Raw genomic sequence first — 24,075 nt, 5'->3', positions numbered from 1 at the left:
ATGCCTCAGTCCCCCAGAACCCAAGTATCCTTGGTGCCACCGCCCTGCGACGAGTTCACCACCAGAGAGCCCTTTTTCAGCGCCACCCGCGTCAGCCCGCCCGGGGTCATGTCGATCCGGTTGGGCGAAACCAGCACGAAGGGCCGCAAGTCCACATGGCGCGGCGCCAGCCCCGCCTTGGTCAGGATCGGCACCGTCGACAGCGACAGCGTCGGCTGGGCGATGTAATTGCCCGGCTTGGCGCGCAGCTTCTTCTCGAAGGCGGCGATTTCCTTCTTGCTGGCGACCGGCCCCACCAGCATGCCATAGCCGCCCGAGCCATGAACCTCTTTCACCACCAGTTCCGCCAGATGCTCCAGCACATAGGCCAGCGCATCGGGCTCGGAACAGCGCCAGGTCGGCACGTTGGGCAGGATCGCCTTTTCACCGGTATAGAATTCGATGATGTCCGGCATGTAGGAATAAAGCGCCTTGTCATCGGCGATACCGGTGCCCGGCGCATTGGCCAGCGTGATGTTTCCGGCGCGATAGACATCCATGATCCCCGGCACGCCCAGCAGGCTTTCGGGATTGAAGGTCAGCGGGTCCAGATAGGCATCGTCGACCCGGCGATAGATCACGTCGATCGGCTGATAGCCCTGGGTCGTGCGCATCACCACCCGGCCGTCCTCGATCCGCAGATCATGGCTCTCGACCAGCTCGGCCCCCATCCGATCCGCCAGGAAGGCATGTTCGAAATAGGCCGAGTTGTGGATGCCCGGCGTCAGCACCGCCACCACCGGCTTGTCGTTCGGCGAATTCTGCGGCGCGCTGTCCGACAGCGACCGGCGCAGAAGCTGCGGATAGGAGCTGACCGGACGCACGTTCAGCCGGGTGAAGAGTTCGGGGAACATCTGCACCATCGTCTCGCGGTTCTCCAGCATGTAGGAGACGCCGGAGGGCGTGCGGGCGTTGTCTTCCAGCACGAAGAATTCATCCTCGCCGGTGCGCACCAGATCGACGCCGACGATATGGGTATAGACGCCGCCCGGCGGGTTGACCCCGATCATCTCGGGCAGGAAGGCATCGTTGCCCGCGATGATATGCTGCGGGATGCGTCCGGCACGCAGGATTTCCTGGCGGTGGTAGATGTCATGCAGGAAGGCATTGATCGCGCGCACGCGCTGTTCGATGCCGCGTTCGAGCTTGGCCCATTCGCGCGCCGAGATGATCCGCGGCACGATGTCGAAGGGGATCAGCCGCTCGTCGGCCTCTTCCTGCCCATAGACGTTAAAGGTGATGCCGATGCGGCGAAAGAACGCTTCGGCCTCTGCCGATTTGCGCCGGAGCCCCTTCAGGTCTTCGCCGCAAAACCAATCGTAATAGCCTTCGTAAGGCGGCCGGGCCCCGTCGAGGCCGGCAAGCATTTCATCAAACTGTTTATCGGTGTGGGCCATGAGATGATCAGCCTCCGTCGTTAACGGAACAGCAAGGGATCGGCGAAGCGCCGCGCCGTCCCGGCGCTCCGGCCGAAAACAATCGCACAATTATTGTGCTTAACGCCTAATTTTTGATCTAATATTGTCTGTCTCATGACGAACTCCCCATCACAGCCCGTCTTGACGCGGGCTGAGATCAGGACAGCACAGTCAACCGCGCGGGTCCAGAAGCTTCGTCAGCACCGCATCCTGGGTAATCTCGCCCAGCAGCTTTCCGCCCTCGGCCACACCCAGCGGCGCACCGGCGGCGACCATGCAGGCCATGACTTCCTGGATAGGCGCATCCGGCGCGACGCACCGTTCCGGGGCGCCGGTCGCCGGGCCCATCACATCACGCGCCCGCAGCACACCCAGGGGATTCATATGCGCCACGAATTCAGCGACATAGTCATCGGCGGGCTGGGAAAAGATCTGTTGCGGCGTGCCACATTGCACGATCCGGCCGCCTTCCATGATGGCGATGCGATTGCCCAGCTTGAACGCCTCGTCCAGATCGTGACTGACGAAGATGATGGTGCGTTTCAGCGTCTTCTGCAGGTCCAACAGCTCGTCCTGCAGGCGGGTGCGGATCAGCGGGTCGAGGGCCGAGAACGGTTCGTCCATCAACAGGATCGGCGCCTCGGTCGCGAAGGCGCGGGCCAGACCCACGCGTTGCTGCATGCCGCCCGACAGTTCCGCCACCTTGTGATCACCCCAGTCCGCCAGCCCCACCAGGGCAAGCTGCCCATCGACCCGGCGGGCGCGCTCTGCCTTCGGTACGCCGGACAGCTCCAGCCCCAGCCCGACGTTTTCGCGCACCGTGCGCCAGGGCAGCAGGCCGAACTGCTGGAACACCATGGCCACCTGCCGCTGGCGGATATGGCGCAGGCTGGCGGCATCGGCCCCGGTGACGCTGACCATCTGGTCGCCATCCTTCACCCAGACCGCGCCACGCGCCACCGGGGTCAACGCATTCACCGCCCGGAGCAGCGTCGATTTGCCGGACCCCGAAAGCCCCATCAGCACCAGGATTTCGCCCTCTTCCACCTCGAGCGAACAGTCGTGGACCCCCAGCACCTGGCCGGTCTTCTCCTGCACCTCGGCGCGGGAGTGCATCTTGTCCATCAGCGGCAGCGCCACTTCGGGTGCCTCGCCGAAGACGATCGAGACATTTTCGAATTTCACAGCCGTGGTCATGGGTTAACGCTCCATCCGCAGCATGCGGTCCAGCATGATGGCCAGCACCACGATGATCGAGCCGCTTTCGAACCCAAGCGCGATATTGACCGTGTTGATCGCCCTGAGCACCGGCACCCCCAGCCCATCGGCCCCGACCAGCGCCGCGATCACCACCATCGACAACGACAGCATGATGGTCTGGTTCATCCCGGCCATGATCTGCGGCAGCGCATAGGGCAGCTCGACCTTATAGAGCGTCTGCCGCCCGGTGGCGCCAAAGGCCTGCGCCGCCTCCAACAGCGGCTGGGGGGTCGAGGAGATGCCCAGATGCGTCATCCGGATCGGCGCCGGCAGCACGAAGACCACGGTGGCAAGCAGCCCCGGCACCATGCCGATACCGAAGAAGACGATGGCGGGGATCAGATAGACGAAGGTGGGCAGCGTCTGCATCAGATCGAGGATCGGCCGCAGCCCCTGATAGAGCCTGGGCCGATGCGCGGCGGCGATGCCGATCGGCACCCCGATCACCATGCAGAAGACGCAGGCCGACAAGACCAGCGTCAGGCTTTCGGTGGTCTCGGTCCAATAGTCCTGATTGAGGATGAACAGGAACCCCAGCGCCACGAAAAGGCAGGTTTTCCAGTTCCGCTGCAGCCCCCAGGTGATCGCCACGAAGACCAGGATGACCACCAGCGGCGGCGGTGTCTGCAAGCCCCAGAGGATACCGCCGATCAGATTCTCCATCGCGGTCGCGAGCCCGTCGAAGAACCAACTCCCATGATCCTGGAGCCAGAGGAAAAATGCCTCTGCCGCGTCGCCGATGGGAATCTTGTGATCGCTCAGCCAGGTCATTCAGCTCGCCTTGTTGTTTCAGTGTCGTCTCGGTGTCTGGCGCCAGGCCTGGCAGAGCCGCGCGCAGCAAGGCCCTCTGGGCGGAAGATGCAACCACCCCGTCCCTGAGCGGCATCGCCCACGGATCATTGGCGCCAGCAGGATGGGCGCTGTCAATCGCCGGAAAGGCCCCGCCAGCGGCAGGGCCCGGGGCGGGGTCAGAGCCCCAGCGCCCCTTTGACCGCCGTCATGGCGTTGCCGCCGTCCTTGGTGGTGACGCCGTCGAGCCAGGGGGCCAGGACATCCGGATGCGCCGCCAGCCAGGTCTTGGCGGCCACTTCCGGCTTGGTGCCGTCGTTCAGGATGGCGCCCATGATCTCATTCTCCATCGCCAGGGAGAATTCGAGGTTTTGCAGGAGCTTGCCCACGTTCGGGCAGGTCTCGGCATAGCCGGCGGAGGTATTGGTATAGACCGTTGCGCCGCCGAAATCGGGGCCGAACCAGTCATCGCCCCCCTCAAGATAGGTCATCTTGAAATTGGCGTTCATCGGGTGCGGCTCCCAGCCGAGGAAGATGATCGGTTCCTCCTTGCGATCGGCACGGGCCACCTGCGCCAGCATCCCCTGCTCCGAGCTTTCCTTGACCTTGAAATCCTTCAGCCCGAAGGCATCGGCCGCGATCATGTCCATGATCAGCCGGTTGCCGTCATTGCCCGGCTCGATCCCATAGATGGTGTCGTGCAGCTCTTTGCCATGTTCGGCGATCGCCTTGAACGAGGTGATGCCCAACTTGGCCCCGGCGGCATTGGTGGCCAGCGTGTATTTCGCCCCATGCAGGTTGGCGCGCACCGTATCGACGGTGCCAGCGTCGCGATAGGGGGCGATATCGGCCTCCATCGTCGGCATCCAGTTGCCCAGGAAGACGTCGATATCCCCCTTGGCGAGCGACGTATAGGTCACCGGCACCGACAGAACCTTGACGTCAGTGTCATAGCCCAGCGCCCCCAGAATCGTCGTGGTGGCCGCCGTGGTCGCCGTGATGTCGGTCCAGCCCACATCGGAAAACCGCACCTTGCCGCAATCCGCGGCACTCGCGGCGCCTGTCATGGCCACCAGGGCCAGCGCCGAAATCGACAGTCTGAACGTCATGATCACTCCCCATGTTCAATTTGTTCCGACTCAAGAACCACAATTTTGAGATTCCCGCAACCGCACTGATTGACTGGTCAATCAATATACGGTCTAGAGAAACTGTTCTGCCCGAAATTGCGGCCTCGGCGACTCCCCCGCCCGGATGGCCCAGAAGACCTCGAAGGTGCCCCATGACCGCGCTTTGCCAACCGCCCGCCAGCCATTTCATCGACGGCCATTATCTTGAAGATGCCGCCGGCGATCCGATCCCGGTGATCTCCCCCGCGACGGGAGAGGAGATCGCCCGCCTGCATGCCGTGACACCGGCACTGATCGACCGCGCGCTTGACGCCGCCACCCGCGCCCAGGCGGAGTGGGCAAGGCTCTCCGGCGGCGCGCGCGGCCGCGTGCTGCGCCGCGCCGCCGAGATCATGCGCACGAGGAACCGCGAGCTGTCAGAGCTGGAGACCCGCAACACCGGCAAGCCGCTGCAGGAAACGCTGGTCGCCGATGCCGCCAGCGGCGCCGACGCGCTGGACTATTTCGGCTCCATCGCCGCCGGTCTGACCGGGGAGCATATCCCGCTGGGGGCCGATTTCGCCTATACCGTTCGGGACCCCCTCGGTGTCTGCGTCGGCATCGGCGCCTGGAATTATCCGATCCAGATCGCCAGCTGGAAATGCGCCCCGGCGCTGGCCTGCGGCAATGCGATGGTGTTCAAACCCTCTGAGATCACACCGCTTTCCGCCCTGAAGCTGGCCGAAATCCTGATCGAAGCGGGGGCGCCTGCGGGTCTGTTCAACGTGGTGCAGGGCATGGGGCCGGTTGGCGCCGCCCTGTCCACCGATCCCCGCGTCGCTAAGGTCTCGCTCACCGGCTCGGTCCCCACCGGGCGGCGCGTCTATGCCGCAGCGGCCGAGGGGCTGAAACATGTGACGATGGAGCTGGGCGGCAAATCCCCCCTGATCGTCTTCGAGGATGCCGATATCGAAAACGCGATCTCCGGCGCGATCCTCGGCAATTTCTATTCCTCCGGCCAGATCTGCTCGAACGGCACCCGTGTCTTCGTGCAGAAGCGCATCAAGGAGAAATTCCTGAAACGCCTGACCGAGCGGCTGCAAGGTGTCGTCATGGGCGACCCGCTGGATGAGGCGGTGAATTTCGGCCCGCTGATCAGCCCGGCGCAGATGGAAAAGGTTCTCTCCTATATCGGGATCGGCAAGGCCGAAGGCGCCCGGCTGATCACCGGCGGCACCCGCGCTGACCGCGACGGTTGTTTCGTCGCCCCCACCGTCTTTGCCGATGTCACCGACCAGATGACCATCGCCCGCGAAGAAATCTTCGGCCCGGTCATGGCGGTTCTGGATTTCGACGACGAGGCCGAGGTGATCGCACGCGCCAACGCCACCCAGTTCGGCCTGGCCGCCGGGGTGTTCACCGCCGATCTGACTCGCGCCCACCGGGTGATCGGGCAGCTCAAGGCCGGCACCACCTGGATCAACACCTATAACCTGACGCCGGTGGAAATGCCGTTCGGCGGCGTCAAGGCCTCGGGCTTCGGGCGCGAAAACGGCCATGCGGCGATTGAGCATTATTCGCAGCTCAAATCCGTCTACGTCGCGCTGACCCCCACCCAAGCGCCCTATTGAGGAGCCCCGCGATGGAAGCGGATTTCGTCATCGTCGGCGCCGGTTCCGCCGGCTGCTCCATGGCCTATAGGCTCACCGAGGCCGGCGCCTCGGTCCTGGTCATCGAACATGGCGGCAGCGACGCGGGCCCCTTCATCAAGATGCCCGGCGCGCTCTCCTATCCGATGAACATGAAGGCCTATGACTGGGGCTTCCAGTCCGAGCCCGAGCCGCACCTGGGCGGCCGCCGCCTCGCCACCCCGCGCGGCAAGGTGATCGGCGGATCGTCTTCGATCAACGGCATGGTCTATGTGCGCGGCCATGCCTGCGACTTCGACACCTGGGCCGAGATGGGGGCGACGGGCTGGTCCTATGCCGATGTCTTGCCCTATTTCAAACGAATGGAAAGCTGGCACGACGGCGGCCATGGCGGCGATCCCGCCTGGCGCGGCGAGAGCGGCCCGCTGCATGTCACCCGCGGCAAGCGCGACAACCCGTTGACCCGCGCCTTTGTCGAGGCAGGCCGCCAGGCCGGCTATCCCACCACCGACGATTACAACGGCGAACAGCAGGAAGGCTTCGGCCCGATGGAGGCGACCATCTGGCAAGGGCGCCGCTGGTCGGCGGCAGAGGCCTATCTGAAACCAGCGCTGAAACGCCCCAACTGCGACCTGATCCGCGCCCATGCCCAGCGCGTGGTGATCGAAGACGGCCGCGCCAAGGGTGTCGAGGTGCTGCGCAAGGGTCGGACCGAGGTGATCACCGCCCGGCGCGAGGTGATCCTTGCCGCCTCCTCGATCAACTCGCCGAAACTGTTGATGCTGTCGGGGATCGGCCCGGCGGCGCATCTGGCGGACCATGGCATCGCGGTGGTGGCCGACCGCCCCGGCGTCGGTCAGAACCTGCAGGACCATCTTGAGCTTTACCTGCAGATGGCCGCGACCCAGCCGGTGAGCCTCTACAAATACTGGAACCCCTTCGGCAAGGCCTTCGTCGGCGCCCAGTGGCTGCTGACCAAGGGCGGCCCCGGCGCCTCAAACCAGTTCGAAAGCGCCGCCTTCATCCGCTCGCGCGCGGGCGTCCGCTACCCCGATATCCAGTACCACTTCCTGCCCATCGCCGTGCGCTATGACGGCAAGGCGGCAGCCGAGGGCCACGGGTTCCAGGCCCATGTCGGCCCGATGCGGTCGAAAAGCCGCGGTGCGGTAACGCTGGCCTCGGCCGACCCGATGGCGGCGCCGAAGATCGCCTTCAACTACATGAGCCACGAGAACGACTGGCGTGATTTCCGCGCCTGCATCCGGCTGACCCGCGAGATTTTCGCGCAAGCCGCCTTCAAACCCTTCACCGGACACGAGATTCAGCCGGGCCGCGCGGCGCAAAGCGACGAGGCGCTGAACGATTTCATCCGCGCCCATGCCGAAAGCGCCTATCACCCCTGCGGCAGCGCCCGCATGGGCCGCGCCGACGATCCGATGGCGGTGGTTGACCCGGAGTGCCGGGTGATCGGCGTCGAAGGCCTCCGCCTCGCCGACAGCTCGATCTTCCCGCAGATCACCAATGGCAATCTCAACGGGCCGTCGATCATGGTCGGCGAAAAGGCCGCCGACCATATCCTGGGCCGCACGCCGCTGGCCCCGGAAACCGCCGAGCCCTGGATCAACCCGAACTGGCAGATCTCACAACGCTGACCCCCCGCGCCGCTAACGGTTGCGGCGCGGCAGTTCCTCGTTCGCGGTCCAGTCCCAACTGCCCTCGTCACGCTCCCGCACCGCCTGCTTCCAGCCCACCGCCTCGGCCCGGGTCTTGAAGTTGATGCCTTCCGGCGAATGCCGGGTGATGCCGTCAAAGATGGTCGCCAACCGCTGGGTCTGCATCATCCCGGTCTGCTCGATCGCCTGATTGATCACCAGCTTCTGCATCGCAAGCTGATTGATCGGCACGCTCGCCATCCGCGCCGCAAGCGCTTCGACCCGATCGTCCAGCCGATCCGCCGGCACCGCCTCCAGCACCAGCCCCATATCGGCCGCCTCGCGGCCCGAAATCTTGTCACCGGTGAACAGCATCCGCTTGGCCCGCTCCGCCCCCAGCCGATAGACCCACATCGCCGTGGTGGGACAGCCCCAGACCCGCGCCGGCATATAGCCGATGGTTGCCTCCTCGGCCATCACCGTCAGATCGGCGCAGAGCGCGATATCCGATCCCCCCGCCACCGCGGCCCCATGCACCTTGCAGATCACCGGCTTCATCGACCGCCAAAGCGACATGAAATGCTGGGTGTTGCGCCACATGAAGCTGTAATCCTTGATCGGATCCCAGGGCATCTCCTGCGTCACCTCACCGCTGCCATTGCCCTCGGCATAATAGGTCAGGTCATAGCCGGCGCAGAACGCCGGCCCGCGCCCCGACAGCACGATCACATGCACGCCCGGATCGGCATCCGCCCGCGCCACCGCCGCCGCCAGCTCCACCGGCAGCTCGTCATTGATCGCATTCATCACCTCGGGCCGGTTCAGCGCGATCCGCGCAATCCGCCCGTCGACCTCATAGTCCACGACCGCCATGGTCTCTCCTCCCTCTCTCCTCACCCGACAGGGAAGCACGCCGTCCGCCAAAAGAAAACGGGGCCCCGAAGTGACCCCGCGTTCCGCCTGTTTCTAGCTGAAAGTATCCCGGGGGCTGAGCAGGCAGCCCGGAAACGCTCCGGCGGAGCGTTTCGCCTGCGAAGGGGCAGAGCCCCCCGCCCGCCTCAGAACGGCAATCCGACGTAATTCTCCGCCAGGGCCGCCTTCGCCGCATCGGAGGAGAGCAGATATTCCATCTCGGTCTGCTGCAACCGCTGGTCATAGGTGGAATTCTCCGGGAAGCTGTGCAGCATCGAGGTCATCCACCAGGAGAACCGCTGCGCCTTCCAGACCCGCGCCAGCGCCTTTTGCGAATAGCTTTCCAGCCCGCTGTCATCGCCCTTCAGATAGTGGTCCATCAGCGCGTGATAGAGGTAATAGATATCGGATGCCGCTGAATTCAGCCCGCGCGCGCCGGTCGGCGGCACGATATGGGCGGCATCGCCCGCCAGGAACAGGTTGCCATAGCGCATCGGCTCGGCGACGAAACTCCTGAGCGGCGCGATCGACTTCTCGATGCTCGGGCCGGTGATCAACTGATCCGCCACCTCCTGTGGTAACCGCTTCTTCAGCTCCTCCCAGAACGCCTCGTCCGACCAATCCTCGACCCGGTCGGTCAGCGGCACCTGGATGTAATAGCGGCTCAGCACCTGGCTGCGCAGGGAACAGAGCGCAAAGCCACGCTCGGTCTTGGCATAGATCAGCTCCGGCGACACCGGCTTGGTGCGCGACAGCACCCCCAGCCAGCCGAAGGGATAGACCTTCTCGTATTCGGTCAGCACGTCCTTCGGGATCGACTTGCGGCTGACGCCGTGGAAGCCATCGGCACCGATGATGTAATCGCAATCGATCCGGTACAGATCATCGCCCAGCCGATAGGTCAGCCAGGGCGCGTTCGAGGTCAGATCATGCGGCGTCACGTCCAGCGCCTCGTGGATCACCTCGCCGCCCATCTTGTCGCGCGCCTCGTAAAGGTCGCGGGTCAGCTCGGTCTGGCCATAGACCATGACGGAATTGCCACCGGTGTACTTGTGCAGATCGATCCGGTCCTTCACCCCATCATGGGCGATGAAGAAGCCTTCGTGGATCTCGCCCTCGCGGTCCATCCGCTCGCCGCATTGCGCCTCGCGCATCAACGCGGCGAACCCATGCTCCAGCACGCCGGCGCGGATCCGGCTCAGGACATAATCCCGACTGTGCTTTTCCAGCACGATATTGTCGATTCCCTTCAGGTGCAGCAGCTGCGACAGCAGCAGGCCCGACGGGCCGCCGCCGATGATGCCAACCTTGGTTTTCCTGGACGTGGTCATGGGTGCTCCTCCTTCGATTGGCAGAATATGCCTCTCGTCAGGCGGTCCGGGAATGGATCAACCGCGCAACTTCTTGTATATTTCGAACATGGCCGAGCCCTCAGACAGCACCGCGATCCGCAATTACAATCTCTTCGGCGAAATCGCCGAGGTGCCCGATGTGGTGCATTGCGAAACCATCCCCGAGCGGTCGGAGCTGCACAATTGGGAATTGCGGCCGCATCGCCACGCCCGGCTGCACCAGGTCCTGATCCTCTGTTCGGGCGGCGGCAACGCGCAGATCGAGGGGCGGAGCCTGCCGCTGATCCCGCCGGTGCTGATCAACATGCCACACGGCTTTGTCCACGGCTTCCGCTTCCAGCAGGGCACCGAAGGCTGGGTGATCACGCTGAGCGTCGATCTGATGGACGAGGCGCTGCGCGACCGCGAGGGGCTGCGCCTGCCGCTTTCCGAGCCCTGCGCGGTCCCGTTGCCGCCGGAGATCGAGACGCTGGCGCGGCGCATCCTCACCGAATATCACAACCGCGATTTCGCCCGAGCGCAGATCCTGCGGTCGCAGGCCGGCGCGCTGCTGGGGCTGGCGGCGCGGGCGATCCACGCCGATCAGGCACCGCCCGATCCCCATGCCGACACCCCGCTCCTGCGCCGGTTCGAGGCTCTGGTCGAAGAGAATTTCCGCCAGCGGCTGCCGGTCGCCGCCTATGCGGCGCGGCTCGCGGTTTCGCCCACCCATCTGAACCGGGTGATCCGCCAGGCCACCGGCCGCCCGGCTTCGGCGCTGATCGCCGAACGAATGCTGCGCGAGGCGCGGCGGCTGCTGACCTATACCACCCTCAGCGCCGCCCAGATCGGCTATGAGCTGGGCTTCGCCGACCCGGCGCATTTCTCCCGCGTCTTCACCCGCGGCACCGGCCTGCCCCCGCGCGCCTTCCGCCAGCGCATGGAGCAGGGCGATTAGCGCCGCACCCCTCCGGATCGTTCCCTTGCGACAGCAGGAAGACCCGCGCCCTGCCGCTTCTTCTCGTCGCAAATACGGCCGCCGGAGGCACGCCCCGAAGGGGCGCCCCCTTCCCGATCAGCCCCGCGCGCCCTGCCGCAGGGTATCGACCATCAGCTGCACATTCTCCGGATCGGCGTCCGGGGTGATGCCATGGCCCAGGTTGAAGATATGCGGCCCCTTGGAAAAGGCCCGGGCGATTCGGCGGGTCTCCTCGACCAGCGCCTGCCCGCCGGTCACCATATGCTCGGGCGCCAGATTGCCCTGCACACAGCCGTCGATCTGCACATGGGCCGCCGCCCAATCCGCGTCCACCGATTGATCCAGCGCGACGCAATCGACCCCGGTGGTCCGCGCGAAGCCCACATATTTCTCACCCGCACCACGCGGAAAGCCGATCACCGGGATGCCCGGGTGACGCGCTTTCAGCGCCTGGGTGATCACCCGCGCAGGCTCCACCGCATATGTGTCGAAGGCCTCGCCCTTCAGCGACCCGGCCCAGCTGTCGAACAGCTTGATCACCTCGGCCCCGGCCTCGATCTGGGCGGAAAGATATTCGATCGTCGCCTCGGTGATCCGCGCGATGAGCGCATCGAAGAGCGCGGGGTTGCCCTCGCGCAGCGCATGGGCCGGCTCCTGTGCCGGGGTGCCGCGGCCGGCGATCATATAGGTGGCCACCGTCCAGGGGGCGCCGGCAAAGCCGATCAGCGCCGTCTCCTCGGGCAGCTCGCGGGTGAGGATGCGCAGGGTTTCATAGACCGGGGCAAGGGTCTCGTGGATGGCCGAGGCCGGTTTCAGCGCGGCGAGATCCTCCGGCGCCTGAATGGTGGAGAGCCGCGGCCCCTCGCCTTGGGCAAACCACAGCTCGGCCCCCAGGGCCTGCGGCACCAGCAGGATATCGGCGAAGAGGATGGCGGCATCGAAGCCATAGCGGCGGATCGGCTGCAGCGTCACTTCAGCCGCCAGATCGGGCGTATAGCAAAGCTTGAGAAAATCGCCGGCCTTGGCACGGGTGGCGCGATATTCCGGCAGATAGCGGCCGGCCTGACGCATCATCCAGACCGGCGGCACCTCTTGCACCTCGCCGCGCAGCGACCGCAGCAGTTTCTTGTCCTTGCTCATATCCGCCCCCTTTTCACATCCGGGCTACGCGTCCCTTTCACGCAGCCATTTGTCAAGCCCACGGTTGCCAGGCCAGAGCGCTCCGACTAAAGGAGATCCTCATGAAAACCGCTCTGCCCTCTCCTGCCGCGCCGCTGAAAATCGGCACCCGCGGCTCCCCCCTGGCGCTGGCCCAGGCCTGTGAAACCCGCGACCGGCTGGCGGCGGCCTTCGACCTGCCGCTGGAGGCCTTCGAGATCATGGTGATCAAGACCACCGGCGACGATGCCGCGCTGATCGCCAAGGACCGGCCGCTGAAGGAACTGGGCGGCAAGGGGCTGTTCACCAAGGAGATCGAGGAGCAGCTTTCACGCGGCGATATCGACATCGCGGTGCATTCGATGAAGGACATGCCGGTGGAACAACCGGCGGGGCTGATCCTGGACTGTCACCTGCCGCGCAGCGATGTGCGCGACGCCTTCGTGTCGCCGGTGCTGTCGGGCTGGGACGAGTTGCCGCAGGGCGCGGTGGCCGGCACCTCGAGCCTGCGGCGGCGGGCGCAATTGCTGAACCGGCGCCCCGATCTGCGGGTGGTGGATTTCCGCGGCAATGTGCAGACCCGGCTGAAAAAGCTGCATGACGGGCTGGCCGATTGCACCTTTCTGGCCATGGCCGGGCTGATCCGGCTGGGGCGGATGGATGCGCCGGCGACGCCGATTGATCCCGACATCATGCTGCCGGCAGTGGCCCAAGGGGCCATCGGGGTCGAGCGCCGGAGCGCCGACAGCCATGTGGCCGAGATGCTGGCGGCGATCCACGATACCCCCACCGGCCAGCGTCTGGCGGCCGAGCGCGCCTTTCTGGCCAGGCTCGACGGCTCCTGTGAAACCCCGATCGCCGGGCTGGCGGAGCTTTCCGGCTCCACGCTGCGCCTGCGCGGCGAGGTTCTGCGCCCCGACGGGTCAGAGGCGATCGCCGACGACCGGAGCTGCCCGATCGAGGATGGCGCCGCCCTGGGGGCGGAGATGGCCCGCGATCTGCTCGACCGCGCCGGCCCCGGCTTTTTCGACTGGCGGCGATAAGCCGTTCCCCCGGGAAATCTGGGGGCGCTGCCCCCACCGGGGCTCCGCCCCTTCGCAGGCGAAACGCTCCGCCGGAGCGTTTCCGGGTAGCCTGCTCAGCCCCCGGGATATTTTCAGCTAGAAAAAGGCGGAAAAAAGGGCCGCAGGGTCAGCGCAGCCCATCCTCGCCCTTGACGTCCTCGGCGGCGAGGCCGCCCATGCGGTTGTGGATGCGGGGCCCCCGGCTCATCGCCAGGGCGAACAGAAGCTCTCCCGCGCGGGGGGCGTCAGGCACTCCCACCTCCATCGCATCGAAGTGGCTGCGCACATAGGCGGCGTTGATATGGCCCAGCGGCACGTCGATCCGGGTGCCGGGGCCCCCCACCTTCATGGCAGAGGGCACGATGGCCTTGGCCTCGCCCAGCCGTTCGCGCATGGCATAGCCGCCGGGCACGTGCCAGAGCGCGGTATGCTCCAGCTCGCCGCCCTCGCCGGCCAGCGCCGCCTTGCCATAGCCATCGATTCCCTCGATCCCGCCCATCGCCTCGATCAGCCGGTCGGTCATCATCAGGCCCAGCGGCTTGAGGTCGTCCATCGCCGGCCGCAGTTCCTCGACATAGCGCCCGGCAAAGGGGTTCTGGACGATCGCGATGATGGCGGCGCGGCGACGCGGCAGCTTCGGCGCCGAGCCACCGTCGTGATGGATATCCTCGATGAAGATCATCGTCTTGCGCAGGGGAAAGTCAGGCATGGCTTAAGTCCTTGAGTTGCAGTGTCTGCACCGCGCCGACCGCGAGGGACTGGCCCGCGAGGGAAAGCACGGCGGCAATGATAAGTGATCGGGCGCGGCAGGTCTCGGCAAAACCGGCGCCGCGGGACAGTGCGAGGGTGGCCTCTGACGCGCTGAGGGGGGCAAGGTCGACGGTGACGAGCCGGTCGCCCAGATCGCTGTCGGGGGCGAGGCTGCGCGCCGGCACGCGGGTCACCTTGGCGCTGCCTGGCAGATCGACGGCATTGGCGATCATCGTGGCGGCGGCATCAGCCTGGGCGGCGCTGCCGGCCAGCACGGTGACGCTGTCGGCGATGCCAAGGGAGTGGCTGCGGCCATTGCGGCCGGAGGTGGCGATGCCGCGGATCGGGGTTTCGGCGCGGATCACCACCCGGCCCGGCGTGCCGCCCGCCAGCGCGGCGGTGAAGCTTTCGCCCGGGGCGAGATGCAGCGCCACGTCGCCGCCGTTGTTGACATAGGCCCGTGTCAGTTCGCCGGCCCCAGTCATCCCCGCCAGCACCTCTTCCGCCACGGCGCCGGCGACGGCGGCCATGGGGGTGATGAAGCGGGGCGCGAAAGGCAGGGTGGCGGCGTGCATCCGCCGGGCGATCGCGCCCCGGGGCAGGGTGCCCACCGGCGCACGCAGGAGAGGGAGTTCCCCCACCAGCTCCTCCAGCACGGTGTCGAACCTCTGGCTGGCGGCCTCAATCGCGGCGGCGCGCCCCGGCCCCTCGGCGTCAAGGATCAGGTCGATCGGCCCGTGCTGCAGGTGCAGGCGCCGTCCGTCGGGCAGAAAGGCGGCCTGAGGGCCCGGCATCTCAACCCGCCTTGTCCGCCGGCGGCACGGCGCGCAGATCGGCGCCATATTCGCCGCCATGTTCCAGAATGTCGTCGATGGCGCGGGCCTTGTCGTCATGCCCGCCAAGTGCCCGGTACTCGGCGCGCGGCAGGGTGAATTCCAGGGGCGCGACGATGGCCGGGGTCGGCACATAGCCGAAGGCATTGTCGGGCATCCGGGTCACATCGGCCATGATGGTGATGCCACCGCCGGGCCAGACATAGGCCGGCGCGCCCCCCACCGTCACCCGGGTGCGTTCGGCCTGGACCGAGCGGGTCAGCCGCACCGGATTCTTGGTCACACCAGAGCGCAACGAACCGCCGGCGCCGCCCATGAACATCACGGTGCAAAGCGCGGGTTCGCAATTCTCGGCAATCAGATCGACCGAGGGTTTCAGCTTCTCGGGCAGCGGATGCGGCCGCGGCACCAGATCGGCGTCGAGCACGTAATAGCCATATTGCTCGCCGGTGGTGGAGACCATCAAGAGGCTCAGCCCCGGCCGCGCGCCCTTCTTCGGGTTCCAGGCGCCGAGGATGGTCAGCGGATCGGAGACATCGGTGCCGCCCCAACCCAGCCCGGGCTCTGCCACCTGGAAATAGCGCCCCGGAGTGGAGCGGCGGCCGTTGATCCTGATCCCGGTATCGGGCCAGCCCAGCACCTTGCCGGCCTGATGTTCGCTGACCACGCCGGTGATATGGTCGTCGACCACCACCACCTCGTCCACCAGCCCCTGCCATTGCGAGGCGAACATGCCGATGGTAGCCGAACCGCAGCCGACGCGCATCCGTTCCTCGCGATGACCATCGACGATCGGGGGCTGTCCCGCCTGCACGATGACGGTGGCGCCGCCGTCGACCGCCAGTTCCACCGCCTCGCGGTTGCAAAGCCGCATCAGCGTGTCGCAGGTGATGCGCCCTTCGGGTTTCGATCCGCCGGTGAGGTGATCGACCCCGCCCAGGGACATCATCTGCGAGCCGTATTCCGAGGTGATCATCAGCCCCACTGCCTCGCCCTGCGCACGGATCACCGCGCCCTCGGGGCCGAGGTGACGATCGGTGTCGATCTTCACCTTGACGCCGCAATAGGAAAAGATCGCCTCGGTCACCACGGTGACGAAATCGGCGCCGTCGACCTCACGCGAGACGATGAAGGGGGCGGGCTTGTAATCGGGATAGGTGGTGCCGGCGCCCACGGCGGTGACGAAGAGATCGTCATCATGGATCAGCCGACCGTCCCATTCCGCCTTGAGGAAGGGGCGGATCTCGTCGCCCTTGGCGATGCGGCGGTCGAGCACGGTCAGCGGGTCGCAACGGACGATGCGACCGCCCTGATTGGCATAGCGGTCGCAGGCCCCGGCGCGGCCCTCGGCGATATAGCACATCACCGGGCAGGCATCGCAGCGGATCTTGTCTTCGCGGGGACGTTCGGCACGATCCGTCATGAGCGGTGCTCCTGACGATCCGGACGCGCGCTAAACAACCGCTCCGCCCGGCGTTTACGCCGGGCAGCGCCCGCCCCGCCCCCAAGGCGGGCGCTGCCGCACCCGCCCGGGCTGAGCGCCACCCTCCGTTCTCTGCCTATACTGATGAATCCCCTCCTCATCCCCGCGCCTCCCGGATTGCTGCCAAGACCCGATGCGGCAGCGCCGGCAGCCGGGTGATCTTGGCCCCACTCGCATGGCGGATCGCGTTCAGAATCGACGGCGCGGTGGGGATCAGCGCGTGTTCGCCCAGCCCCTTGGCGCCATAGGGCCCCTCCGGGTCGGGGGTCTCGATCAGGATCGGCACGATCTTGGGCATATCCCCGGCGGTGGGGATCAGATAATCATGCAGGTTCTCGGTTCGGCCCGGAATGAATTCCTCCATCAGCGCCAGACCCAGCCCCTGCGCCACGCCGCCCTCGATCTGGCCCTCGGCCAGCATCGGGTTGATCACCCGGCCCAGATCATGCGCCGCGGTCAGCCGGATCACCCGGACGGTGCCCAGCGCCAGATCGACCTCGACCTCGGCGAGATGGGCGCCATAGCCGTAGACGGCATAAGGCCGCCCCTGCCCGTTTTCGTCCAAGGCCTCGGTCGGCGGGTCATAGCTTTCCTCGACCGCCAGGGCATAGCCATGGGCATCGACCGGAAGCCCCGCCAGGTCGATCCGCCGCCGCTCCGCCCCCTCCGCGACGATGACAGCGCCGGGCTCGAAGCCGATGCGAGCGGTCTCTCCCATATTACTCAGCGCCAAAAGCTTCGCCCTGAGCGCCTTGCCGGCGAGATAGGCCGCATTCCCCGACACCACTGTCTGGCGCGAGGCCGAGGTCTTGCCGGCGTCGGGGGTCAGCGCGGTATCGGGGCCGATGAAGGTGAATTCAGACAGCGGCACCCCCAGCGCATCGGCGCAGATCTGCGGGATCACCGTATTCGATCCCTGGCCAAGATCGGTGGCCCCCTGATGCAGCCGCAGCCGCCCCTCGGGCGTGATCCCCAACCGCATGGTCGAGGGGTTCGGCATGCCGGTATTGCCGCAGCCATACCAGCAGGAGGCGACGCCGACGCCGCGCTTCACCCCGGCATGGCGGGCGTTGAACGCCTCGGCCTCGTCCAGCGCCCGCGCCCAGGGCGCTTGCAGCGCGTCAAGGCAGGGGCCGATCCCCACCCCCAGCATCTCCTGCCCGCAGACGCTGCGATCACCATCGCGCAGGGCGTTGCGGCGGCGGAACTCCAGCCGGTCGATCCCGGCCATCAGCGCCAGATCATCAAACAGCGTCTCTTGCAGGATGCCTGCCTGCGGCACCCCGAAGCCCCGGAAGGCGCCCGAAGGCGGCCCGTTGGTATGCACCGCCCGCGCCTCGGCATGGTAATTCGGGATGCGATAGGGACCAGAGGCATGGACCGGCACCCGCACCGCCACGGTGGGACCCCAGCTGGCATAGGCGCCGGTGTCGAAATCGCCGTCAAACGCCATCGCCAGCAGCCGCCCGTCGGCATCTATGCCGGCCCGCGCCACCATCTTCGCCGGGTGCCGCTTGGTGGTCGAGGCCATGCTTTCCCGGCGGCTATAGACCATCCGCGCCGGCCGCCCGGTCTTGAAGGCCACCAGCCCGATCAGCGGCTGCAGGGAGAGATCGAGCTTCGATCCGAAGCCGCCGCCGATGGCCGAGGGGATCACCCGCACCCGATCCTGCGGCAAGCCCATCAGCCGGGCCATATCGTCGCGATCCATCACCGGCGCCTGGGTACAGGCGCGGATGACCAGAACGTCGCCCTCCATCCAAGCCACGCCCGCCTCGGGTTCGATATAGGCATGTTCGACGAAAGCGGTCGCGGCCCGCCCCTCGGCGATATGGGCGGCCCCGGCAAAGCCCGCCTCAGGATCGCCGGAATGGACCAGGCCACCGATCAGGATATTGCCCTCGCGCCCCGGATGCAAAAGCGGTGCCCCCGCCGCCCGCGCGGCGGCAGTCTCAAGAAGCGCCGGCTCCTCCTGCCAGGTGACCGGAAAATCATCGAGCTCCAGCGCCTCGATCACCGCCTGCGCCCCGGCGATGGCGGCCACCGCCTCGCCCCGCATCCGCACGCGCCCCTCGGCCAGCCCCGGCTGATCGGCGCAATCGGGGATCACCCCGAAGAGGTTGCGCCCCGGGATATCCGCCGCGGTAAAGACCTGAACCCCCTTCGCCGCCGCCCAGGCCCCGACATCGCCCAGCGTGAAACGCGCCGCGAAATGCGGCGCCCGCAGGGCGCGCACCCAAAGGGCGCCCTCGGGCATGTGATCGGCGCCGAAACTCTCCCGCCCGTCGACCTTGGGCGCGCCATCGAGCCGTTCGATCCGTGCCCCCACCGCCTGACCCGCGCCCGGCATCGCGACAGGATCAGGCCGCGCCCCCTGCCCCGCCGCATCCAGCACGGCCGAGATGATCTTGGCATAGCCGGTGCAGCGGCAGAGCACGCCCCCCAGCGCCGCCTCCACATCCGCGCGCGTCGGCGCCGGGTTGATCTCCAAGAGCGCCGCCGCCGTGGTCAGCATGCCCGGCGTGCAGATGCCGCATTGCGCCGCGCCGTGACGTAGAAAGGCCGCCTGCAGATCGGCGGCACGCGCCGCCAACCCCTCGACCGTCACCACCTCGCGCCCCTCGGCGCGGATCGCCGGGGTCAGACAGGCGCAGACCGGCTGACCGTCGATCAGCACCGTGCAGGCGCCGCAATCCCCCGCGTCGCAGCCCACCTTGGTCCCGGTGAGCCCCAGATCGCCGCGCAGCGCCTCGGACAGCCGCCGTCCCGGCGCCACCTGCAGCAGAACCGCCGCGCCGTTGAGCGTCAGCGAAATCCCGACCGTGTCTGTCATGCCAGGGCCTCCCCGCAGTCCGCCACCGCCCGCCGCAGCAGTTCCACCGCCGCCTCCAGCCGATAGCCGACATCGGCGCGGATATCGTCGATCGGCGACAGCGCGTCAGCCACCTCCGCCGCCCGGATCGCCCCGGCCAGATCGGCCAGAGGCAGACCGGTCAAACCCGCCTCCACCGCCGGCAGACGGCTGGCCACCGGCCCGCAGGCGCCGATGGACAGCGCCACCTCGGCCACGCGCCCATCCCGCGCCACCAGCCGCGCCGCCACCATGACGATCGAGATCACCAGCGACTTGCGCGCGCCCAGCTTCAGAAACCGGCTGGCGCCCGCCCCGGCGGCCTTCGGCACATGCACCGCCAGCAGCAATTCCCCCGGGCCGAGCGCGGTACGGCGCGGCCCCCGCAGGAACTCCGCCAGGGCCAGTCGCCGCCCGCCCTGTGCAGAGGCCAGTTCGACCTCCGCCCCCAGCGCCAAAAGCGGCGGCACCCCATCGGCGGCGGGCGAGGCGTTGCAGAGATTGCCGCCGATGGTGCCGGCGTTCTGGATCTGCCAGGCGCCCACCTCGCGCGCCGCCTGGCGCAGCATGTCGAAGCCGCCCGGCAGATCAGCTTGGGCGATCTCGGCCCAGGTGGTGGTGGCGCCGATCCGCCATCCCTCCGCCGTCTCGGAAATCCCGCCCAAAGCCGCGATGCCGGTGATATCCAGCACCGGCCCCGGCAGGGTCGCGCGCTCCGTCGCCGGGAACAGATCGGTGCATCCGGCCGCAACCCGAACCGGAGCCACCGCCAAAGCGGCCAGCGCCTCTTGCAATTCGCTGGGGCGCAGATACAGGCTCATGGCCACACCCTCGCTCTGTTGGACAGGATTATTGTTAGTATACAAACAGACTCTGAGACAGCGCCCCCGATCTGTCAACAAAACTGACCCCGAAGGGGGATACTGATGACCCAGCACGATGACAATCTGCCCAGCTACAGGCTCGATCCCCAGGTGGGTTTCCTGCTCAGGCGGGCCAACCAGCGACACCTGGCGATCTTCGCCCGTGGTATTCCGGATCTGACCTCGACTCAATTCGCCGCCCTCGCCAAGCTCTGTGAGCTGGGCCAGGCCACCCAGAACGCGCTTGGTCGCGCCACGGCGATGGACGCGGCCACGATCAAGGGGGTCGCCGACCGGCTGCGCAAGCGCGGACTGATCGCCACCGCCCCCGATCCCGACGACCAGCGCCGCCTGACCCTCACTCCGACGGCCGAGGGCCGCGCGCTCTATGCCAGCTTGGTGCCCGCCGCCCATGCCATTACTGCCGAGACGCTGGAGCCACTCAGCGAAGAGGACCGCGCCACTTTCCTGAGTCTGCTCGAAAAACTGACCTGAGCGCCCATATGGCGCTCCGCGCCATGCCTCCGGCGGCCGTATTTGCGCCGAGAAGAAGCGCCAGAGCGCGGCGCCCGCCTGTTTCTCTTCGTGACAAATACGGCGGGGGACGGCCGCAGGCCGGGGGGCAGAGCCCCCTGCCCGGTCGGAGCCGGCTCAGACGCCCAGATGTTTCGCGATCAGCCCAGGATCGCGGCGCAGCGCCTCGGCCTCCAGCGTCTCGAGGTTGCGGCCGTTCTCGATGAAGGCGACCCGATCGGCGACCGAGAGCACCGCGTCGACCCGCTGTTCGACCAGCAGGATGCCGACGCCGCGGTCGCGCATCACCGTGGTGACATCGCGGATCGCCGCGATCATCGAGGGTTGCAGCCCTTCGGTCGGCTCATCCAACAGCAGGATGCGTGGTCGCAGGCACAGCGCGCGGGCGGTGGCGAGCATCTGCTGTTCGCCGCCCGACAGCGTCTGCGCCCGTTGGTTCAGCCTTTCGCGCAGGCGGGGAAACAGCTCTAGCGCATCCTCCAGCACCTCCGGCCCGGACCTGCCGGCGCGCAGCCCGATCTCGAGGTTCTGCGCCACCGTCAGTTCGCCGAAAAGCCGGCGGCCCTGCGGGATATAGCCGATGCCGCGCCCGGCGATCTTATGGGCGGCCAGCTTGCTGATCTCCTCCCCCTCCAGCCGCACGGCGCCGGACATCAAGGGCAACAGCCCCATGATCGCCTGCATCGTGGTGGTCTTGCCGGCGCCATTGCGGCCCAGCAGGCAGAGGATTTCGCCCGGGCTGACGGTCAGGCTCAGGTCGCGCAGGATCTGGGCGCGGCCGTATCCGGCGTTGATCTTGTCAAGCTGCAGCATCATCCGGTCCCCAGATAGGCGGCCTGCACCTGCGCATTGGCATGAATCTCGGCCGGGGTGCCCTCGGCCAGGATTTCACCGAAGTTCAGCACAGTCACCCGGTCGGCAGTCTCCATCACCACGCTCATGTTGTGTTCGATCAGCAGGATGGTGGTCCTGTCCTTTAGGCCCCGGATCAGCGCCTTGAAGGCGGCGACCTCGCCATCCGACAGGCCCTGCGTCGGCTCGTCGAGGATCAGCAGGCGCGGCGCCTGTGCCAGCCCCATGGCGATCTCCAGAAGCCGCTGGTGACCATAGCTCAGATCGCCGGCGGGCTGATCGGGGCGGTCGTGCAGCCCGGCCTGTTCCAGCGCCCGCATCACCACGCGGTCGACCTCGGCCCGGCCATGCACCCGCCGGCGGGCAGCCAGCGCCACGTTCTCATAGGCGCTGAGCCGCGAGAAGACCGAGGTGATCTGGAAGGTATAGGCCATCCCCAGCCCGATCCGCCGGTGCGCCGGCAGGGCGGAAATGTCGCGCCCGTCGAAGAAGACCTGGCCCGAGGTCGGCAGGATGCGACCGCAGAGCAGGCTGACGAAGGTGGTCTTGCCGGCGCCATTGGGGCCGATCAGGGCGCGGATTTCGCCCTCGGGCAAATCAAAATCAACCTCATGCACCGCGCGCAGGCCGGAAAAGCTGCGCGACAGGCCGCGGGTGGACAGAAGGCTCATGGCAGCCCCCTCCAGACCCTTGCCCGCAGCTCACCCGCCAGGCCTTGCGGCGCGAAGAGGGTGAGCAGCACCAGTACCACCCCCGCGACCAGCATATAGGCGCTGGTGACCGCGCTGGAGAGGTCGATCAGGTAGAACATGAAAAGCGTGCCGATCAGCGGCCCGATCACCGTGCCGGCGCCGCCGAGCAGCACCCAAAGGAGCGGGAAGATCGAATATTGCACCGAGGCGAAGGTCGCCCCGACATAGCCGAACAGGAGGCCATAGGCGGCACCCGCCAACCCGCAGAGCGTGCCGGAGATCACCACCGCCGCCAGCTTGTAGCGGAAGACATCATAGCCCAGCATCCGCGCGCGTTCCTCGTTCTCGCGGATGGCGATCAGCACCTTGCCGAAGGGGGAGCGCATCATCCAGAGCGTCAGCAGAAAGCCCGTCGCGAAAAGACCGAGGGCGGCGAAATACCGTGGCCCCGGTTGCGAGAAGTCGATCGCCCCCAGCATCCTGAGCGCCTGCGGCATCACCAGCCCCTCGTCGCCGCGGGTCCAGGCGCCATAGTAGAGGATGATCAGATACCCCGCCTGGGCGAACATCAGCGTCACGATCATGAAGCCGACCCCGGCGGTGCGCAGGGCCAGAAGCCCCACCACCAGCGCCACCGCGACCGAGGCGACCAGCCCCGCGCCCATCGCCAGCACCGGGCCGGCGCCGGCATATTGCATCGCCAGCCCCATGCCATACATGCCGGCGGCGAAGAACAGCGCGTGCCCGAGGCTCAGAAGCCCGGTATAGCCGAACATCACGTTGTACCCCATGGCGAAGGTCGCCAGCACCATGATGCGGGCGAGATTGCCGTGGTGATAGGCCGGCAGCAGGAATTGCAGCAGGAACAGAAGGACCAAAAGCCCGCCGTGCAGGATCACCGTCTTGGTGCTGTCGCTCATCGTGGCTTCACTCCGAACAGGCCCTGCGGGCGGAACACCAGCACCAGCGCCACCAGCAGCGTGGCGAAGATCTTGGCCAGCGTCGGCGAGAAGAAGACCGAGATGATGCCATCGCTCAGACCGATCAGGATGGCGGCCACCACGGTGCCGGGCAGGCTGCCCAGGCCGCCGATGATCACCACGATGAAGGACAGCAGCAAGGGATCTCCCCCCATCAGGTAATGCGCCTGCTGGATCGGCACGATCAGCACCGCCCCCAGCGCGGCGAGCGCCCCGCCCAGGCCGAAGACCGTGGCATAGACCCGCTCGACCGGGATGCCGAAGGCCAGCGCCATGTCGCGATCAAGCTGGGTGGCCCGCATCAAAAGGCCGATCCGGGTGCGCGACATCAGCGCCCAGACCCCCAGCAGCACCACGACGGCGGCGGCGATCACGAAGAGCTTGTAGCTGGTCGTGCTCAACCCCCAGGGCCAGTACATCTGGAATCCCTTGTCGCCCCATTCGAACCAGGGCAGCGCCAGGCGGCTGTTGAAGGGCGGCTCGACCGGGCGCGCCTCGGGGCCATAGGTCATCAGGGTGACCTGCTGCAGGATATAGAGAATGCCGATGGTCGCCACGATGGTGCGTTCGGGGTCGTAATCAACCCGCCGCAGGATGATGATATCGGCGAGCGCCGCCAGGGCCCCGACAGCAAGCGGCGCCAGGATCAGCGCCGCCAGAAAACCCAGCGCCGGCGGCCCGCCGACATGGCTGGCGATCCACCAGGCCAGCACCGCGCCCAGCATGAAGAATTCGCCATGCGCCACGTTGACCACCCGCATGACGCCGAAGACAAGGCTCAGCCCCACGGCGGTCAGCGCGAGAACGGCGGCCATCACCGCGCCCTCGAGCGTGGCGAGCATAAGGTAGGGTCCGAAATCCATTGCGTCCTTGCCTG

The 24,075-nt window shown here is 67.0% G+C and carries 21 protein-coding genes; 5 read left to right on the top strand and 16 right to left on the bottom strand.

The features are described from left to right. Window positions 1–5: 5 nt before the first annotated feature. The 4 genes from ACN0V4_RS08850 to choX form a co-directional block, all read right to left on the bottom strand. Window positions 6–1,436 carry a circularly permuted type 2 ATP-grasp protein gene (locus ACN0V4_RS08850; RefSeq protein ID WP_417675140.1) on the bottom strand — a complete coding sequence of 477 codons (1,431 nt, stop codon included), beginning with the start codon at window positions 1,434–1,436 and terminating at the stop codon, window positions 6–8. A gap of 192 nt (window positions 1,437–1,628) precedes the next feature. Then, complete coding sequence (gene choV, locus ACN0V4_RS08845) at window positions 1,629–2,654, bottom strand: choline ABC transporter ATP-binding protein (protein ID WP_417675138.1); 1,026 nt, start codon at window positions 2,652–2,654, stop codon at window positions 1,629–1,631. Between the two features lie 3 nt (window positions 2,655–2,657). Further along, a complete protein-coding gene (gene choW, locus ACN0V4_RS08840) occupies window positions 2,658–3,488 on the bottom strand; it encodes a choline ABC transporter permease subunit (protein WP_417675136.1) in 831 nt (276 codons plus the stop codon). Window positions 3,489–3,685: 197 nt separating this feature from the next. After that, on the bottom strand, window positions 3,686–4,615 hold the full coding sequence (gene choX / locus ACN0V4_RS08835; protein WP_417675134.1) for a choline ABC transporter substrate-binding protein: 930 nt from the start codon (window positions 4,613–4,615) through the stop codon (window positions 3,686–3,688). A 173-nt stretch (window positions 4,616–4,788) separates the two neighbouring features. On the opposite strand from choX, the gene betB reads away from it, so the two are divergent. Together betB and betA are read left to right on the top strand one after the other, a co-directional pair. Continuing rightward, entirely contained in the window at window positions 4,789–6,246 is a 1,458-nt protein-coding gene (gene betB, locus ACN0V4_RS08830; protein WP_417675132.1) for a betaine-aldehyde dehydrogenase, read from the top strand. Window positions 6,247–6,257: 11 nt separating this feature from the next. Continuing rightward, a complete protein-coding gene (betA, locus tag ACN0V4_RS08825; RefSeq protein ID WP_417675130.1) occupies window positions 6,258–7,916 on the top strand; it encodes a choline dehydrogenase in 1,659 nt (552 codons plus the stop codon). 12 nt (window positions 7,917–7,928) lie between these two features. Here betA and ACN0V4_RS08820 read toward each other — a convergent pair whose 3' ends face one another. Together ACN0V4_RS08820 and pobA are read right to left on the bottom strand one after the other, a co-directional pair. Then, window positions 7,929–8,813, bottom strand: a complete 885-nt coding sequence (locus ACN0V4_RS08820; protein ID WP_417675682.1) for a crotonase/enoyl-CoA hydratase family protein — start codon at window positions 8,811–8,813, stop codon at window positions 7,929–7,931. Between the two features lie 161 nt (window positions 8,814–8,974). Further along, entirely contained in the window at window positions 8,975–10,159 is a 1,185-nt protein-coding gene (pobA, locus tag ACN0V4_RS08815) for a 4-hydroxybenzoate 3-monooxygenase (RefSeq protein ID WP_417675128.1), read from the bottom strand. Between the two features lie 52 nt (window positions 10,160–10,211). Here pobA and ACN0V4_RS08810 point away from each other — a divergent pair, with 52 nt between their 5' ends. After that, entirely contained in the window at window positions 10,212–11,117 is a 906-nt protein-coding gene (locus tag ACN0V4_RS08810; protein ID WP_417675126.1) for a helix-turn-helix domain-containing protein, read from the top strand. 117 nt (window positions 11,118–11,234) lie between these two features. Here ACN0V4_RS08810 and hemE read toward each other — a convergent pair whose 3' ends face one another. Continuing rightward, window positions 11,235–12,278 carry a uroporphyrinogen decarboxylase gene (gene hemE, locus ACN0V4_RS08805; RefSeq protein ID WP_417675124.1) on the bottom strand — a complete coding sequence of 348 codons (1,044 nt, stop codon included), beginning with the start codon at window positions 12,276–12,278 and terminating at the stop codon, window positions 11,235–11,237. 101 nt (window positions 12,279–12,379) lie between these two features. Here hemE and hemC point away from each other — a divergent pair, with 101 nt between their 5' ends. Then, complete coding sequence (gene hemC, locus ACN0V4_RS08800) at window positions 12,380–13,339, top strand: hydroxymethylbilane synthase (RefSeq protein ID WP_417675122.1); 960 nt, start codon at window positions 12,380–12,382, stop codon at window positions 13,337–13,339. Between the two features lie 148 nt (window positions 13,340–13,487). Here hemC and ACN0V4_RS08795 read toward each other — a convergent pair whose 3' ends face one another. The 5 genes from ACN0V4_RS08795 to ACN0V4_RS08775 form a co-directional block, all read right to left on the bottom strand. Next, window positions 13,488–14,069, bottom strand: a complete 582-nt coding sequence (locus ACN0V4_RS08795; RefSeq protein WP_417675120.1) for an amino acid synthesis family protein — start codon at window positions 14,067–14,069, stop codon at window positions 13,488–13,490. Further along, window positions 14,062–14,904, bottom strand: coding sequence for a UPF0280 family protein (locus ACN0V4_RS08790; protein WP_417675118.1), 843 nt, complete (start codon window positions 14,902–14,904; stop codon window positions 14,062–14,064). Before ACN0V4_RS08790 ends, ACN0V4_RS08795 begins: the two co-directional genes overlap by 8 nt. 1 nt (window position 14,905) lies before the next feature. Next, window positions 14,906–16,366, bottom strand: coding sequence for a 6-hydroxynicotinate reductase (locus ACN0V4_RS08785; RefSeq protein WP_417675116.1), 1,461 nt, complete (start codon window positions 16,364–16,366; stop codon window positions 14,906–14,908). Window positions 16,367–16,523: 157 nt separating this feature from the next. Continuing rightward, window positions 16,524–19,259 carry a molybdopterin-dependent oxidoreductase gene (locus tag ACN0V4_RS08780; RefSeq protein ID WP_417675114.1) on the bottom strand — a complete coding sequence of 912 codons (2,736 nt, stop codon included), beginning with the start codon at window positions 19,257–19,259 and terminating at the stop codon, window positions 16,524–16,526. After that, complete coding sequence (locus tag ACN0V4_RS08775) at window positions 19,256–20,098, bottom strand: FAD binding domain-containing protein (RefSeq protein WP_417675112.1); 843 nt, start codon at window positions 20,096–20,098, stop codon at window positions 19,256–19,258. The genes ACN0V4_RS08780 and ACN0V4_RS08775 overlap by 4 nt, the downstream gene beginning before the upstream one ends. Before the next feature lie 105 nt (window positions 20,099–20,203). On the opposite strand from ACN0V4_RS08775, the gene ACN0V4_RS08770 reads away from it, so the two are divergent. Further along, complete coding sequence (locus tag ACN0V4_RS08770; RefSeq protein WP_417675110.1) at window positions 20,204–20,635, top strand: MarR family winged helix-turn-helix transcriptional regulator; 432 nt, start codon at window positions 20,204–20,206, stop codon at window positions 20,633–20,635. 156 nt (window positions 20,636–20,791) lie between these two features. On the opposite strand, the gene ACN0V4_RS08765 is transcribed toward ACN0V4_RS08770, so the two are convergent. Genes ACN0V4_RS08765 through ACN0V4_RS08750 form a run of 4 tightly spaced genes read right to left on the bottom strand, consistent with a single transcriptional unit; the run spans window position 20,792 to window position 24,061 of the window. Beyond that, complete coding sequence (locus ACN0V4_RS08765) at window positions 20,792–21,487, bottom strand: ABC transporter ATP-binding protein (RefSeq protein WP_417675108.1); 696 nt, start codon at window positions 21,485–21,487, stop codon at window positions 20,792–20,794. Then, window positions 21,487–22,197, bottom strand: a complete 711-nt coding sequence (locus ACN0V4_RS08760; protein ID WP_417675106.1) for an ABC transporter ATP-binding protein — start codon at window positions 22,195–22,197, stop codon at window positions 21,487–21,489. Before ACN0V4_RS08760 ends, ACN0V4_RS08765 begins: the two co-directional genes overlap by 1 nt. Beyond that, window positions 22,194–23,138, bottom strand: a complete 945-nt coding sequence (locus ACN0V4_RS08755) for a branched-chain amino acid ABC transporter permease (RefSeq protein ID WP_417675104.1) — start codon at window positions 23,136–23,138, stop codon at window positions 22,194–22,196. The genes ACN0V4_RS08760 and ACN0V4_RS08755 overlap by 4 nt, the downstream gene beginning before the upstream one ends. Then, entirely contained in the window at window positions 23,135–24,061 is a 927-nt protein-coding gene (locus ACN0V4_RS08750; RefSeq protein WP_417675102.1) for a branched-chain amino acid ABC transporter permease, read from the bottom strand. Before ACN0V4_RS08750 ends, ACN0V4_RS08755 begins: the two co-directional genes overlap by 4 nt. Window positions 24,062–24,075: the final 14 nt, after the last annotated feature.

The sequence above is a fragment of the Pseudodonghicola sp. genome, from assembly GCF_048268305.1.
Lineage (GTDB): Bacteria > Pseudomonadota > Alphaproteobacteria > Rhodobacterales > Rhodobacteraceae > Pseudodonghicola.
This window is presented reverse-complemented; position numbering and strand designations above follow the sequence as displayed.